The organism is Streptomyces sp. NPDC093064, assembly GCF_044754605.1.
In the GTDB taxonomy this organism is placed as follows: Bacteria; Actinomycetota; Actinomycetes; order Streptomycetales; family Streptomycetaceae; genus Streptomyces.
In genome coordinates this window covers 35,428-49,565 of the sequence record NZ_JBIVPK010000032.1, presented here as the reverse complement: position 1 = coordinate 49,565, position 14,138 = coordinate 35,428, and the positions used below count along the sequence as shown (strand labels likewise).

Genomic DNA, 14,138 nt, shown 5'->3' with positions numbered 1-14,138 from the left:
ATCGCACGGCCGGCGACGATCAACGCCTCGTGGATCGGCGTGTGGTGCGAACGCCCGTTCGGCGGGCAAGACGAAAGCCCCACTCCCGTCACGGGAGTGAGGCTTGTCCACGAGCGCCGGGCAGGCCTTGCACCTGCATCTCCCCGCAGGAAGCGGGGCGTCTTTCCTTGGACCACCAACGCACAGCTGACCACCGGGAGTTCCGGTGACTCGCTCAAGATCTAGCATAGCGCACATACCCGGACCCGGCACGTCGCCGCGCGGGCCATGCCCCGTATCGCCCCGCCGCCAAGGCAATGGTTGCCGAGATCACCAGACGCGCCGCGCCAGTTCTCCCACATATCGGCGCAAAACGTGTGTTATTCGAGTCATGCACACATATACGCGGCGCACCTTGCTCAGCGCCTCGGTCACGGCTGCCACTTCGGGACTCCTGACCGCCTGCCACGGGGCCGACTCCGACTCGAGGTCCGCTCGGAGCTCTGGGCAGAGCTCGGGGTCCGCGCAGGGCCCCGGGACCATCGAAGGCTTCCGCCCGTTCGTTCCCAAGGGGCCCAAGGGGTACGTGAACCCGTCCGACCCGGAGGTCCTGGCCGCCGAGCGCAAGCGCGGGGCCGGGCGGGTGCGCAAGTACAAGTTCACCACCCGTGAGACGTCGTTCGACGTGTCCGGCAAAACCGTCAAGACCTGGGCGTACAGCGACAGGATCCCCGGCGAGGCGGTCCGGGCCACCGCGGGTGACATCCTCGACCTCACGCTCGTCAACCGCCTGCCCGTGGGGACGACGGTGCACTCGCACGGTGTGCGCCTGCGCTGCGACATGGACGGCGTGCCGGGACTGACCCAGAGGACCATCAAGCCCGGTTCGGAGTTCAACTACCGCTTTGTCGTGTCCCACCCCGGGACGTACCTGCTGCATTCGCACGAGGGCATGCAGCTCGACCGCGGCCTGTACGCACCGCTGATCATCGACGACCCCAAGGAGCCCTTGTCGTACGACAAGGAGTGGGTGGTGGTCCTGGACGACTGGCTGGACGGCCTGGCCGGCTCCACTCCGGATGGCGTGCTCGCGCAACTGCAGAAGGTCAAAGGCCCCATTCCCAAGGGCATGCATGGCATGGACATGGACGGCGGCGGCCACGGCGGGCATTCGGCCCCGCAGGGCTCGTCCCACGGCCCCGACCGCATCCTGCGGCGCGGGGGCAGCCGCATCCTGCAAGGCATGGGCGGCAACGTCGACTACCCCTACTACCTGGTCAACGGCCGTGCCCCGCACGCTCCGTCGGTCTTCCGGGCCCGTCCCGGCGACCGCATCCGGGTCCGGTTCATCAACGCGGGTGCCGACACCGCCTTCCGAGTGGCCCTGGGCGGTCACGAGATGACGGTGACGCACACGGACGGCTACCCGGTCGAGCACCGTACGACGGACGCGCTGGTGATCGGCATGGCCGAGCGCTACGACGTCGTCATCACCGCCAAGGACGGGGTGTTCCCCCTGGTCGCGCTGGCCGAGGGCAAGGACGCGCGCGCACTCGCCGTACTGAACACCGGAAAGTCCAAGAACCTGCCCGCGTCCTCCGTCCACCCCGACGAGCTGGACGGCCGCTTCCTGTCCGCCTACGAGCTGGCTCCCGCCGACTCGGTGGCGTTTTCCGACGACGAGCCGGACCGCGAGATCCAGATCAAACTGACCGGCAACATGAAGTGGTACAACTGGGCTTTCGACCGCAGGCCGTACTCGGTCGAGCAGCGCCATCCGATCCGCCGGGGCGAGCGGGTCCGGATCACCTTCTTCAACCACACCGGCATGTGGCACCCGCTGCACCTGCACGGCCACACCTTCGCCATCACCGGCCCCAAGGGCCGCGGAGCCCGCAAGGACACCGCGATCGTGTTGCCGCACGACAGGCTGGTGGTGGACTTCTACGCCGACAACCCGGGCCTGTGGATGCTCCACTGCCACAACCAGTACCACTCCGAATCCGGGATGATGACCATCCTCGGCTACCTCAAGTGACCGAAGTGCCCGAGCCGCCGCTGCGGACGCCGCGCGCGGCCGGGCCGCCAGGGTGCTGTTCGCGCTGCTGCTCGCGGCGGCGATGGTCCTGATCCGGCTGGGGATTCCCGAGGGCGCGGAAGCGGTCACCTTCCAGGGGTCCACCGACTCGGCGCGGCGCGGTCCGGTGCGGGCGGCACTGGCTCTCGTGCCGTTCGCCGCCATGTTCGGGGCTGCCGCGGCCGCCGGCGCGGTGCTCGCGGTCGCGCACTCGCCCGGCGCCTCCGACGGGCCCGCCGCCCGGGACTTCGGCCGCCACTTCGCATAGACGCTGATGGCCGGCGGCCCCCGGGCGCGGCCCGGGCCGCCGCAGGCCGTTTGACTCGGCCCCCGGTGTCGGCCTCCGCCGCTCCTTCCGCCGCGCCGCCCTGTCACTCCATCGGCGGGCCTTGACGCGCGGGGAGTGCCCCGGGGCTTCGATCCTGACGTGGGATGACCGCCGTCCGAGGGTGCCCGCCGAGCGGGAGGTTCCTGAGGACCTGGCCGCCGGAAGGGCGGGTCGCCAATGAGGCTTGTCGTCGATCTCAACAAGTGCCAGGGATACGCGCAGTGCGCGTTCCTCGCGCCGGGTGTGTTCACCATGCACGGCGAGGAGTCGCTGGTCTACAACCCGCGGCCCGGCACGGAGCACCGGGAGAGGGTCGCGCGCGCCGTCGCGGCGTGCCCGGTGCAGGCGATCACGGCAGAGGGGCTGGACGACGCGGACGAGGAGCCCGTCGGCGCCGGGCGGGAGGCCTCCGATGCCCACTGAGGCGTTCGAGGAGTGGCTCAGACGCGAAGGCCGGATCGTGATCGTGGGTGCTTCACTGGCAGGCCTCAGAGCCGCCGAGACGCTGCGCGCCGAAGGGTTCGCCGGACCGCTCACCATGATCGGTGACGAGCCCTACGAGCCGTACGACCGCCCCCCGCTGTCCAAGGCGGTGCTGCTCGGCATGGCGTCCCCGGACCACACCGAGCTGCCCCGGCGCCGGGACATCGACGCGACCTGGCGGCTCGGGGTCGCGGCGGCCGGCCTGGACATGGCGGCCAAGCGGGTGCGGCTGGCCGACGGCGAGGAGGTGCCCTACGACCGGCTGCTGATCGCGACCGGTGTGCACGCCCGGCCCTGGCCGAAGGAGGACGAGGCCCAACTGGACGGGGTGTTCGTGCTGCGCACCCGGGACGACACGGTCCGTCTGCACCGTCGGATGAAGGGCCCGCCGCGCCGGGTGCTGGTCATCGGGGCCGGCTTCACGGGTTCGGAGATCGCCTCGGCGTGCCGGGACCAGGGCATCGCGGTGACGGTCGCGGAGCGGGCCGGCGCTCCCCTGGTGGGCGCGCTCGGCGGCGTGATCGGCGCGGTGGCCGCGGAGCTGCACCGCGAGAACGGGGTGGACCTGCGCACCGGGGTCATGGTCACCGGTCTGGAGGGCGACGCGACGGGCCGGGTGCGGGCCGCGCACCTGTCCGACGGCAGTGTCGTCGAGACGGACGTGGTGGTGGTCTCGCTCGGCGCGACCCGCAACACCGACTGGCTGGTGGGCTCGGGGCTGGGCGCCGGCCCGCGCGGCATCGCCTGCGACGCGGGCTGCCGGGCCTTCGACTTCCGGGGCATCGTCACCGACGACATCTACGTCGCCGGCGACGTCGCCCGCTCCCCGCATCCGCTGTTCGGCTACCAGTTCCTGTCCCTGGAGCACTGGGGCAACGCCGTCGCCCAGGCCGAGGTGGCCGCGCACAACATGATCAGCGCCAGCGCCGACCGGCGCCCGCACATGTGGGTGCCCGCCTTCTGGTCCTCGCAGTTCGGCGTGAACATCAAGTCGGTCGGCGTACCGTCCATGGGCGAGGAGGTCGTGATCACCCAGGGGTCGCTGACCGAGCGGCGGTTCGTCGGGGTGTACGGCTACCAGGGCCGCGTGATCGCCGCCGTGAGCTTCGACAACACGCGGTGGCTGGAGTTCTACCAGCGGCTGATCGAGACGGGCGCGCCGTTCCCGGTGGAGTTCACGACGGTGGACCGCCGGCCCGAGGGCCGCAAGCCGGTGCCGGCCGACTTCCCCGACCCTTCGCTGCCGACGCACGGCCCGACCGTGACCCTCAGCGGTTACTCCCCGGCCGACCGGCAGCTGGTCTTCACGCCGGCCCGCCACTGAACCGGCGCCCCGCCTCCCGCCCCGGATCTCCGGACCTCCGCGCCCCAAGGACCCGACATGACGCACGCCTCGCTCCTGCACCGGATCACCGACTACGCCAACCGCGCCGACCCGTATCCGCTCTACGAGGAGCTGCGCAAGACACCGGTGCTGCACGAGGAGGAGGACGGCCCCTACGTCGTGAGCTCGTACTACGACATCCTCGGGCTGCTCCACGACCCGAGGGTCAGCTCGGACGCCACCAACCTCACCGCCGCCGGAGCGGACGAGCTGTCGGGACCGGAGGAGGCCACGGGGCTGCCGCCGAGCTTCATCAGGCTCGACCCGCCCGAGCACGACCGGCTGAGGCGGATCGCCAACAGCTCCTTCGGCCCGCCGCACCGGCCCGACCGGATCGACTCCATGACCGGGGAACTCACCGGGATCATCACCGAGCTGATCGACGGCTTCGGCGACGCCCGGCAGATCGACGTCGTCGACCAGTTCGCCTACCCCTTCCCGGTGACGGTGATCTGCCGGCTGCTCGGAGTGCCGCGCGAGGACGAGCCGCGTTTCCGCGCCTGGGTGGACCCGATCGTCGCCGCCATGGACCCGGAGACCCGGCAGCGCACCGACGACGACTTCCAGCGCGCCGCGCGGGAGGCCCGGATGCAGCTGGGCATGTACCTGGCCGGTCTGGTCGAGCAGCGCATCAAGGAGCCCCGCGACGACTTGCTGTCCGACCTGGCGGCCAGTCACGGCGCGGACGGGACCATGTCGATGATGGAGGTGCTCAGCACGGCGGTGCTGCTGCTGATCGCGGGCCACGAGACGACGGTCAACCTCATCACCAACGGCATGCTCACCCTGCTGCGCCACCCGGAGTACCTGCACCGGCTGCGCGAGGATCCGGGACTGTCCGTCAGGATCGTGGAGGAGCTGCTGCGTTACGAGCCTCCCGTGCAGCTGGTGCCGCAGCGCACCTGTCTCGCCGACATCGAGGTGCGCGGGGTCACGATTCCCAAGGGCGCGCGGATCTGGCTGATGCTCGCCGCGGGCAACCGGGACCCGGAGCGGTTCCGGGACCCCGACCGGTTCGACCCCGACCGCGAGGACATCGAGCACCTCGGCTTCGGCAGCGGCATCCACATCTGCTTCGGCGCGCCGCTGGCCCGGCGGGAGGCGCAGCTCGCCCTGGCCGAGCTGACCCGCCGCCTGGACAACCCCCGCCTGGTGGAGGACCCGCCGCCCTACCGGCAGAACGCTGTGCTGCGCGGACCGCGCCATCTGAACATCGCCATCGACTCGGTGCGCTCGTAGAGCCACCACGCCACGGCCGGCCCCGGGGTCAACCCCAAATCCAGCGCCCGTTACGTCCTGTGCGGGCCCAAGCACGGGAAAAGAGTCTGGACAGATCTCAAAAATGGGACAAAATGGTGCGCATCCCCCCACCACCGCTTCGAGGAGCCGCCCCCGTATGGCGTACGGAGCCCACCACAGCGCCAACCCCGCCCCTCCTCCCCACCCCGATCTGGGCCTGGCCCGCGACTGCGAGCAGTGCCTGGGCTGGGGAACCGTCGTCACCACCGAAGGTCACCACGAACTGTGCGCCACCTGCCAGCAGGACGCGGACGACGACCCGTCACTCGACACGAACACGGCATCACCCCGCACAAGTGGTACGTCGCCCGACTCGGCCGTAGCGTCGTTAGGAAACCAGGACGTCGTCGGCCGGGAGCGGACATGGGCAGACACACAATGAGGACAGCGGTCGCGCTCTGCGCCGCGGGGCTGCTCACAGCAGGTGTGGGTACGGCCTCCGCCGCACCGGCGGCCTCCGACGGGAATGCGCGCTCGGCACACGCCGAGCAGCGGACGGACGGGCGGCCGGTGCTGGTCGACTGCCTGTGGAAGCCGCGGCAGCGACCCGGCGCGTTCATCCTCGCCTGCGGCGACGGAAACAGCGTCCTGTCCGCGTTGCGGTGGTCGCAGTGGAACGACCGGTCCGCGACGGCCAGGGGCTTCAACCTCGTCAACGACTGCAAGCCCTACTGCGCGGCCGGAAGGTTCCACGAGTACCCGGTGATCGTGCGGCTGGACAGCCCGGCACCCTGGAAGAAGCGCCCGGAGGTACAGCACTTCACCCGGATGAGCCTGGAATTCCCGGCGGGGCGGCCGGAGGGCTACCCGCAGGTGCAGACCTATCCCCTCTGGGACTGATCCGTCCGCCGCGTGGGCGTGGTTCACAACGGCGGCTCGTTGAAGAGCTCCAGCAGCCATCTCGCGCTCTCCGCGCTGGCCGGCGTGTCGGCGCCGCCGCCGGACGCGGGCGGGAAGACGCGGCCCCAGGAACAGGCCCTGGCCAGCGCGGCGAGCCGCCAGGCGAGGGCCACCGCGCGGGTGAGTTCCGCTCGGGTGCGGCCCGCGCCGGTCCACGGCTCCAGATAGGCGTCCCGCAGCCGGGGCAGCACCTCCGGACCGTGCCGGTTCCGGGCCGAGCGGGCGGGCACGAGCAGGCTGCAGAACGGGTGGGAGACCACGGCGTCGCCCCAGTCGAAGAAGATGAACCGGCCCGGCTCCGGCTGGAAGAGCTGGCCCTCGTGCAGGTCCGCGTGGTCGAGGGAGTCCGGGACGCCGACGGCCGCCAGTTCCTCGCACCATGCGACAAGACGCGGCCGGAGACCGTCGAGCCTGCGACGGTCGTCCGGCCGCAGCGCGGAACTCTCCGCGAGAACCCGGTCGAAGAGGTCGGGCAGGGCGCGGGTCCGGGCGCCGGGCACGCCCAGCAGTTCGATCCGCCGTGCGTGGGGGACGAGGGTGTGCTGAAGGCCGGCGTACCGGCGCAGCAGGTCCTCCCAGACACGCGGACCGGCCCGCCCGTCGTCGAGGACGGTGCGCAGCAGTTCTCCGCCGTCGGGCAGCAGTGTCCAGGCGCGGCCCGGGTCCACGGCGAGCGGCTCCAGCACGTACCGCGGTGCCCAGCGCGCCAGCGCCGCGGTGAGCGGTCCTTCAAAGGCGCTGTCCGGCGGATTGGCCTTGAACCACACGGCGTCGCGCCCCTCGACCGGCACGCGGACCAGGACGGACCACGGCCGCAGCCGCACTCTCAACTCCCCCGCCGCGCGTAGTCCCCGCTCGGCGAGCCGGCCGTCCACCCACTCCAGGGCGGCGTCCCGCCAGGCCGCTTCCTCCCACGGTGTCACCGCGTCCTGGTACCCGCCCCGGTCCACGGTCATCGACGTCTGGTCCCGCATCGGGTCATCCCAGCATCGCGCCCGCCGGTGCGCCACGGATTTTCCTCCCGCGGGCCCGGCCCCACCTCCCTGGCGCCGCCCCGCATGGGGGCGCGGGGCGCGCGGTCGGCGGAGGGCCGTGCGACATCGGAGGCGGTCGGGAGGCTTGTGAAGGTCCCGACCTGGGCACTCGGGGGTCCCGGAGCCGCAGTGGTCCCCCGTGGGACCCGGACGCGACGGCCGGATGATCACCCAGGCAAGGGGAGAACGTGACGTGACGCTGCGCATCGGGGCAGAGGAAGAGTTCCACGTGCTGGACGTGGAGAGCGGCCGGCTGGTGCCACGCGCCCGCGCCGTACTGGACCGGCTACGCAGGCCCGGATTCACCTCCGAGCTCCAGCAGTCCGTGGTCGAGGCCAACAGCGCGGTGCACGACACCCTCGACGCCCTCCTCGCGGACCTGGCCCGTTCTCGGCGACTGCTGGACACGGCGGCCTCGTCGCTCGGCCTCGTCACGGTGGCCGCCGGCACCGTGCCACTGGCCCGCGTGAGCTCCGGCAACGTCACCGCCGGGCGCCGCTTCCGGCACATGGCCGACGAGTACCGCAGGGTCGCCGACGAACAGCTCATCTGCAGCGCGCAGGTGCACGTCGACATACCGGACCGGGACACCGCCGTACGCGCCATGTGCCTGGTCGCGCCGTGGCTGCCGCCACTGCTCGCGCTGTCGGCCAGTTCGCCGTTCTGGCTCGGCGCGGACACCGGCTACGCGAGTTGGCGGACGATGCTGTGGCAGCGCTGGCCCACCGCCGGGCCACCCGGCTGCTACACCGACGCCGCCGCGTACGACGCGGCGCTGGAGGAGCTGATCCGCTCGGGCGTCATCGGCGACGCCGGCATGATCTACCACGACGTACGGCCCTCCGCGCACCAGCGCACGCTGGAGCTGCGGATCTGCGACGCCTGTCCGCGCGTGGAGACGGTCGTGCTCGTCGCGGGGCTCTTCCGGGCGCTGGTCCGGGACGCGTGCGACCGGCTGGCCCGCGGGGACGGCGGCCGGTGCGACGGCCACCACGAGTGGCTGCGGGCCGCCACCTGGCGAGCCGCCCGCTCGGGCCTGGAGGGCGCACTGGTCGACCCGTTCACCCGGCGCGCGGCCCCCGCCCCCGAGGTGCTGCGCAACATGGCGGCCCGGCTCCGGCCCGCGCTGGAGGCGTCCGGCGACTGGGAGGCCGTGCACGAACTGCTCACTCGGGCTCTGGCCGGCGGCAGTGCCGCACACCGGCTGCGGCGGGTGGCCGGGGACGAGGACCTGCTCGCCAGCATCGACCTGCTGGTCGCCGAGACCCGCGGCGCCGCAGGCCCGCGCCCGGTCGCGCCGGCCCGCCCCGTCCGTGCCCCCCGTCCGAGCCCGATCGCCGGAGGTGCCGGAGCCTGAGGGGCCGTCCCCATCCCGGCCCGACCAGCGTGCCACCGCCATCGGCGGTGCCCGACGACCGTCCCAGGAGAGTGGTCGCCATGTCCCCCGTCCCCGTCCCCGCCCCCGTCCCCGCAGCCACTGCCGACCGCCCGGCCGTCCCGGCCTCCGTCCGGGTCCCGCACGCGTCCGTCCCCGGCGGCAGACCCCCCGCGGCCGCCGAGATGGAGGCCGCGGAAGGGAGGACCGTCTGATGTGCGGGCTCAGCGGCGAGATCCGGTTCGACGGCCGGCAGCCGGACCTGGCCGCGGTGGAACGCATGACCGACCGGCTCGCGCCCCGTGGGCCCGACGGCCGCGGGCTGTGGTCGCAGGGGCCCGTAGCCCTGGGGCACCGGCGGCTGAAGATCATCGACCTGACCGACAGCGGCGCGCAGCCGATGGCCGACCCCCGGGCACGGGTCGTCGGCGTGTTCAACGGGTGCGTCTACAACTACCGCGAGCTGCGCCGCGAACTGGCCTCGCGGGGCCATCAGTTCTTCTCGGAGTCCGACACCGAGGTGGTCCTCAAGGCGTACCTGGAGTGGGGCGCCTTCTGCGTCGACCACTTCCTCGGCATGTTCGCCTTCGTGATCGTCGAGCTGGACAGCGGGCGGATGGTCCTGGCCCGCGACCGGCTGGGCATCAAGCCGCTGTACCTCGCGGAGTCGCCCGGACGGCTCCGGTTCGCCTCCTCGCTGCCCGCGCTGCTGGCGGCCGGCGGGGTGGACACCTCCATCGACCCCGTCGCGCTGCACCAGTACCTCAGCTGGCACGCGACCGTGCCCGCGCCCCGCACCGTCCTGAGCGGCGTACGCAAGCTGCCGCCCGCCACCGTCCGGGTCGTCGAGCCGGACGGCACGTACCGCGACGACCGCTACTGGCAGCCTGCCTACACGCGCCGCCCCGAGGACGCCGGTCTGAGTGCGGAGGACTGGACGGAGGCAGTCCTGGAGGCACTGCGCACGGCCGTGCGGCGCCGGATGGTCGCCGATGTACCGGTGGGCGTGCTGCTGTCGGGCGGTTTGGACTCCAGCCTCATCGTGGCGCTGCTGGCCGACGAGGGGCAGTGCGACCTGGCGACGTTCAGCGTCGGCTTCGAGTCCGAAGGAGGCGAGGAGGGCGACGAGTTCCACTACTCCGACCTGGTGGCACGGGGCTTCGGCACCGACCACCATCAGCTGATGGTTCCCTCCGACCGGGTCTCGCGGGCCCTGGAGGGTGCCGTCCTGGCCATGAGCGAGCCCATGACCAGCCACGACGTGGTCGCCTTCCACCTGCTGTCCGAGCAGGTGGCCAAGGAGGTCAAGGTCGTGCAGAGCGGTCAGGGCGCCGACGAGGTCTTCGCCGGCTACCACTGGTACCCGGCGATGGCGCGCGTGCCCCGGCACCGCGCGGCCGACGCGTACGCCGAGACGTACTTCGACCGGCCGCACACCGATCTCGCGCGCATGCTGGACCCCTCGGTGCTGCCCGGCCACGACGTCTGCGGCGACTTCGTACGGGAGCACATGGCCGTGCCGGGCGCCGAGACGGCGCTGGACGCGGATCTGCGGCTGGACACCCACGTGATGATGGTCGACGACCCGGTCAAGCGGGTCGACAACATGACCATGGACTGGGGGCTTGAGGCCCGCGTGCCGTTCCTCGACCACGAACTGGTCGAGCTGGCCGCCGCCTGCCCGCCCGGACTCAAGCTCGCGGACGGCGGGAAGGGCATCCTGAAGGCGGCGGGCCGCAAGGTCCTGCCGCGGGAGGTCGTCGACCGGCCCAAAGGCTACTTCCCCGTCCCGGCGATCAAGCACATGGCCGCACCGGTGCTGCTCCGCGTCCGCGAGGCCCTCTACGCCCCCGAGGCGCGGGCCCGCGGGCTGTTCCGCCAGAGTTACGTCGACGAGCTGCTCGCCGCGCCCGACGTCCATCGCACCAAGCGCGGGGCGAACGCGCTGTGGCAGGTTGCATTGCTGGAGATATGGCTGCAGACCCACGGAATCCGCTGACCGGCCCACCCTCACCACCGCTCCCGGCCGGGGACGCGGGGGGTACGCGGGCTGCCCCGCCGAGCACGGGGGCTGCCCCGCCGAGTGACGCGCGGGGGTGTCCACCCCCCGAACAAACCGGACCGGACCGCTCCGGGACCGACCCGACTGGGGGCCGCGCGAGCCCCGAGCGGGGTGATCGGGCCGGAAGCGGGGCGGGCCCCGAGCGAGATGAACGGACCGGAAGCGGGGCGGGGCTCGCGCGGGGAGACCGCACCGGAAGCGAGGCGGCTCCCCCGCCGGCCGACCGGGCCGGGATCACCACAGACCGCGACGAGCCCCGCCAGACGGACCACACGCCCGACCCCGAGCGCGAACACCGAACCGGAGACGCGACCGGCGGCCCTCCACCCGCCGCCCGGGGTCGGAGCGAAAACAGCCTGGAACCCTCCCGGGGAGAGCGGGCCGGCGCGAGCGGGGCGGGCCCCGAGCGGGAAGGCCGCACCGGAAGCGAGGCGGCCCCCCTGGCCGACCGGGCCGGGATCACCACAGACCGCGACGAGCCCGGCCAGACGGACCACGCGCCCGACCCCGAGCGCGAACACCGAGCCGGGAACGCGACCGGTGGCCCTCCACTCGCCGCCCGGGGTCGGGGCGAGACCGGCCTGGATCCCTCGCGGGGAGAGTGGGACGCCGCGAGCGAGGCGGGCTTCCCGTGGAGCGACCGGGCCGGGGAGGCAGCGGACTCCGCGTGGAGCCGCCAGGCCGTGGCCGCGGCGGACGGGGGGCGGGCGGTCCGGGCAGTGGGCGCGGCGAACCAGCCGCGTACGAAACCGGCGGAGCACGGAAGGGACCGGCCCCGCACCGCCGGGGAGGGAAACGCGGCTGAGCACGACGCGGATCCCGTCCGCACTCCCTCGGCAGGGCAGGCGGGGGGCCGGTCGTACCCGGTGGGGGGCGTCACGGACCGGCCGTACCCGTCGGAGGGCGGCGTGGCCGAACAGTCGCAGGCAAGGCCATCGGACACGGGCCTTGAGCGCGCGGTTCCCGGCCGGGTGGGGAGCGGCGTGGCGCAGGCCGCTCCCGAGGTCGTACTGGTGCCGGACACCGCCCTGCCGCTCGACGCGGTGCCGAGGGTGCTCGTCTCGCACGGATGCTGGTACCCCTCGGCCGACCCCGGGGGACGGTATGTCGCGTTCATCTGCGACCGGAGCGGGGTGCCGCAGTTGTGGGCGGGGCCGGTCGACGGCGACGACGTACATCTGCTGGACACCGAGCTGGATCCGGTCACCGAGGTCGCCTGGTCGCCCGACGGACGGTGGATCGCGTACACCACCGCGCCGGGCGGCAGCGAGCACACCCGCGTGCTGTGTGTACGCCCCGACGGCACGGGGCGGCGGGTCCTGGCGGGCGGCGAGCCGGGGAGTTCGGCGTACCTCGGCTGCTGGACGCACGATGGTTCGGCGCTCGCCGTGACGGTCGCCGAGGCCCCCGCGTACCTTCCCCCGGCCGGTGCGGAGGCCGGCATCGGACGCGCCGGGCTGAGCGGGGTACTCGGTCCCGGCACGGGCGCCGCCTCCCCGGTCTCGCTCGCCTCCGACGCCGCCGCGACGGTCCACCCGGAAGGCTGGACCGTGCGGGACGGCCGCGCCACGCTCCTGGGCACGCCGTCCCGCCCCACGCCGCCGACGACCCGCGTCACCGGCGTCCCCGCCGCTGCGGACCCCGGTACGGCCTCGGCCGAACCCACGCCCAGGACCCTGTCGGCGTACCTCGTCGACCCCGACGGCTCGGCCGCCCCCGTACTGCTGGCGAGCGAACGGGAGGCCGCCACCCTGCGCGTGTGCGACATCAGCCGGGACGGGCGGCTGGCGCTGGTGCGCCGGGGACCGCGGGCGCGGCGGGAGGCCCTGGTGGTGCGTACCCGGGATCTGCGGGTGACCTGCACGGTGCCGGTCGCCGACGGCGACCCGTGGATCGGCACGTTCGCGCCGGACGGCCGCACGCTGTGGCTGCGCAGCGACCACGACCGTGAGCACGCCGCCCTGTACGCGGTCGCCCTCGACCGGCGGGGGCGGCGGCTCAGGCTGACGGTGGCCGCCCAACGCGACGGAAGCGGGCTGGAGTTGCTGGCCGTGGACCGCGACGGCCGCGGCGCCGTGCTGTCCTGGAACGTGCGCGGGGTCAGCGAGCTGGAGGTGGCCCCGCTGGTCCCGGTCCCCGGGGAGGCCCTCGGTCCGTCCCGCGCCGTGCGGCTCCCGCACGAGGTCGTCACCCGGGTGGCCGTCACCGCGGACCCGGACGCGCCCGTCGTGGCGCTGTCGGGATCGCTGCGGCGGCCCGGTGTGTGGTGGCTGCCTCAGGGCGCCGCGCTGCGCACCCCGTGGTCCTCGCGCGACGAGGACGTCGTCGCCCCCGGCGTCCACCGTCCGGTACGGCCGGTGCCGGTGCGCCCCGTCGCCCGGGACGGACTGGGCCTCGGCGGCTGGTACTACCGTGCGCCGGGCCGCTCGCCGAGGGAGCCCGCCCCCTGCGTCCTGCATCTGCACGGCGGCCCGGAGGAGCAGGAGCGCCCGGTGTTCGACCCGCTCTACCACGAGCTGCTGGGCCGGGGTCTTGACGTCTTCGCCCCCGATGTGCGCGGCTCCTCCGGCTACGGCCGTTCCTTCGTCGACGCGGACCTGGGCCGGGGCAGGTTCGCGGCGATCGACGACGTCGCCGACTGCGCGGCGCACGTCCTCCTGGAAGGCCTGGCCGACCCGCTCCGGCTGGCTGTGATGGGCCACTCCTACGGCGGCTATCTGGCGATGGCGTCCCTCGTGTGGCATCCGGAACTGTTCCGCACCGGCGTCCCGGTGTGCGGGATGTCGGACCTCACGACGTTCTTCGCGGGCACCGAGCCGTGGCTGGCGCAGTCGGCCGCACACAAGTACGGGCATCCGGAACGCGACCGTGAACTGCTGTACGCGCTGTCGCCGATGAGCCGCGTCGACGCGCTGCGCGTGCCGGTGCTGGCCGTGCACGGCGAGCACGACACCAACGTGCCGCCGGGCGAGTCCGAGCAGTTCGTGCGGGCGGCCCGGGAGCGCGGGGTGGAGGCGGAACTCCTCGTCCTGCGCGACGAGGGTCACGACTTCCGGCGCGCGGACAACCGCCGTGCCTTCCGCAGGACCGCGGCCGACTGGATCCAGCGTCACCTGACCGGCTGATACGCGGGCGTTCCGCTTCCGGACCGTCCGGCACGCCCCGTGTCCTCGGCCGCGCGGTTTCGGGCGCGCGCCCTCCGGGCACCCGTGCCAGG

At 73.3% G+C, this 14,138-nt stretch carries 12 protein-coding genes; 11 read left to right on the top strand and 1 reads right to left on the bottom strand.

What is annotated here, in order from left to right:
* Nucleotides 1-370 precede the first annotated feature (370 nt).
* The 7 genes from ACIQFZ_RS29880 to ACIQFZ_RS29850 all read left to right on the top strand — a co-directional run bounded on the left by ACIQFZ_RS29880 (nt 371) and on the right by ACIQFZ_RS29850 (nt 6,390).
* Complete coding sequence (locus tag ACIQFZ_RS29880; RefSeq protein ID WP_402692649.1) at nt 371-2,017, top strand: multicopper oxidase family protein; 1,647 nt, start codon at nt 371-373, stop codon at nt 2,015-2,017.
* 52 nt (nt 2,018-2,069) lie between these two features.
* Nucleotides 2,070-2,324 (top strand): hypothetical protein, encoded by a 255-nt coding sequence (locus ACIQFZ_RS29875; protein WP_365425064.1) that lies wholly within the window; start codon nt 2,070-2,072, stop codon nt 2,322-2,324.
* 237 nt (nt 2,325-2,561) lie between these two features.
* On the top strand, nt 2,562-2,807 hold the full coding sequence (locus tag ACIQFZ_RS29870) for a ferredoxin (RefSeq protein WP_365425066.1): 246 nt from the start codon (nt 2,562-2,564) through the stop codon (nt 2,805-2,807).
* Nucleotides 2,797-4,191 carry an NAD(P)/FAD-dependent oxidoreductase gene (locus tag ACIQFZ_RS29865; RefSeq protein ID WP_402692648.1) on the top strand — a complete coding sequence of 465 codons (1,395 nt, stop codon included), beginning with the start codon at nt 2,797-2,799 and terminating at the stop codon, nt 4,189-4,191. Before ACIQFZ_RS29870 ends, ACIQFZ_RS29865 begins: the two co-directional genes overlap by 11 nt.
* 57 nt (nt 4,192-4,248) lie before the next feature.
* Nucleotides 4,249-5,490: a cytochrome P450 gene (locus ACIQFZ_RS29860; RefSeq protein WP_402692647.1), complete on the top strand. Its 1,242-nt coding sequence runs from the start codon at nt 4,249-4,251 to the stop codon at nt 5,488-5,490.
* A gap of 157 nt (nt 5,491-5,647) precedes the next feature.
* Nucleotides 5,648-5,932 carry a hypothetical protein gene (locus ACIQFZ_RS29855; RefSeq protein WP_365425070.1) on the top strand — a complete coding sequence of 95 codons (285 nt, stop codon included), beginning with the start codon at nt 5,648-5,650 and terminating at the stop codon, nt 5,930-5,932.
* On the top strand, nt 5,914-6,390 hold the full coding sequence (locus tag ACIQFZ_RS29850) for a hypothetical protein (RefSeq protein ID WP_365425072.1): 477 nt from the start codon (nt 5,914-5,916) through the stop codon (nt 6,388-6,390). The genes ACIQFZ_RS29855 and ACIQFZ_RS29850 overlap by 19 nt, the downstream gene beginning before the upstream one ends.
* A gap of 23 nt (nt 6,391-6,413) precedes the next feature.
* Here the strand turns inward: ACIQFZ_RS29850 and ACIQFZ_RS29845 are convergent, their stop codons facing one another.
* The gene (locus ACIQFZ_RS29845) at nt 6,414-7,424 is read right to left on the bottom strand and encodes an aminoglycoside phosphotransferase family protein (RefSeq protein ID WP_383059608.1); all 1,011 of its coding nucleotides are present in this window, start codon (nt 7,422-7,424) and stop codon (nt 6,414-6,416) included.
* Between the two features lie 253 nt (nt 7,425-7,677).
* Here ACIQFZ_RS29845 and ACIQFZ_RS29840 point away from each other — a divergent pair, with 253 nt between their 5' ends.
* The 4 genes from ACIQFZ_RS29840 (at nt 7,678) to ACIQFZ_RS29825 (ending at nt 14,046) form a co-directional block, all read left to right on the top strand.
* Nucleotides 7,678-8,841, top strand: a complete 1,164-nt coding sequence (locus ACIQFZ_RS29840; protein ID WP_376652911.1) for a YbdK family carboxylate-amine ligase — start codon at nt 7,678-7,680, stop codon at nt 8,839-8,841.
* Nucleotides 8,842-8,921: 80 nt separating this feature from the next.
* Nucleotides 8,922-9,074, top strand: coding sequence for a hypothetical protein (locus ACIQFZ_RS29835; protein WP_376652910.1), 153 nt, complete (start codon nt 8,922-8,924; stop codon nt 9,072-9,074).
* Nucleotides 9,074-10,858: an N-acetylglutaminylglutamine amidotransferase gene (locus ACIQFZ_RS29830; protein WP_383059612.1), complete on the top strand. Its 1,785-nt coding sequence runs from the start codon at nt 9,074-9,076 to the stop codon at nt 10,856-10,858. Before ACIQFZ_RS29835 ends, ACIQFZ_RS29830 begins: the two co-directional genes overlap by 1 nt.
* Nucleotides 10,859-11,904: 1,046 nt before the next feature.
* Nucleotides 11,905-14,046, top strand: a complete 2,142-nt coding sequence (locus tag ACIQFZ_RS29825) for a S9 family peptidase (protein WP_402692646.1) — start codon at nt 11,905-11,907, stop codon at nt 14,044-14,046.
* Nucleotides 14,047-14,138 lie beyond the last annotated feature (92 nt).

Bases quoted from the DNA above. Each gene is read 5' to 3' on its own strand.
- ACIQFZ_RS29880 (WP_402692649.1), top strand. From the start codon at position 371: ATGCACACATATACGCGGCGCACCTTGCTCAGCGCCTCGGTCACGGCT.
- ACIQFZ_RS29870 (WP_365425066.1), top strand. From the start codon at position 2,562: ATGAGGCTTGTCGTCGATCTCAACAAGTGCCAGGGATACGCGCAGTGC.
- ACIQFZ_RS29865 (WP_402692648.1), top strand. From the start codon at position 2,797: ATGCCCACTGAGGCGTTCGAGGAGTGGCTCAGACGCGAAGGCCGGATC.
- ACIQFZ_RS29860 (WP_402692647.1), top strand. From the start codon at position 4,249: ATGACGCACGCCTCGCTCCTGCACCGGATCACCGACTACGCCAACCGC.
- ACIQFZ_RS29855 (WP_365425070.1), top strand. From the start codon at position 5,648: ATGGCGTACGGAGCCCACCACAGCGCCAACCCCGCCCCTCCTCCCCAC.
- ACIQFZ_RS29850 (WP_365425072.1), top strand. From the start codon at position 5,914: ATGGGCAGACACACAATGAGGACAGCGGTCGCGCTCTGCGCCGCGGGG.
- ACIQFZ_RS29845 (WP_383059608.1), bottom strand. From the start codon at position 7,424: ATGCGGGACCAGACGTCGATGACCGTGGACCGGGGCGGGTACCAGGAC.
- ACIQFZ_RS29835 (WP_376652910.1), top strand. From the start codon at position 8,922: ATGTCCCCCGTCCCCGTCCCCGCCCCCGTCCCCGCAGCCACTGCCGAC.
- ACIQFZ_RS29830 (WP_383059612.1), top strand. From the start codon at position 9,074: ATGTGCGGGCTCAGCGGCGAGATCCGGTTCGACGGCCGGCAGCCGGAC.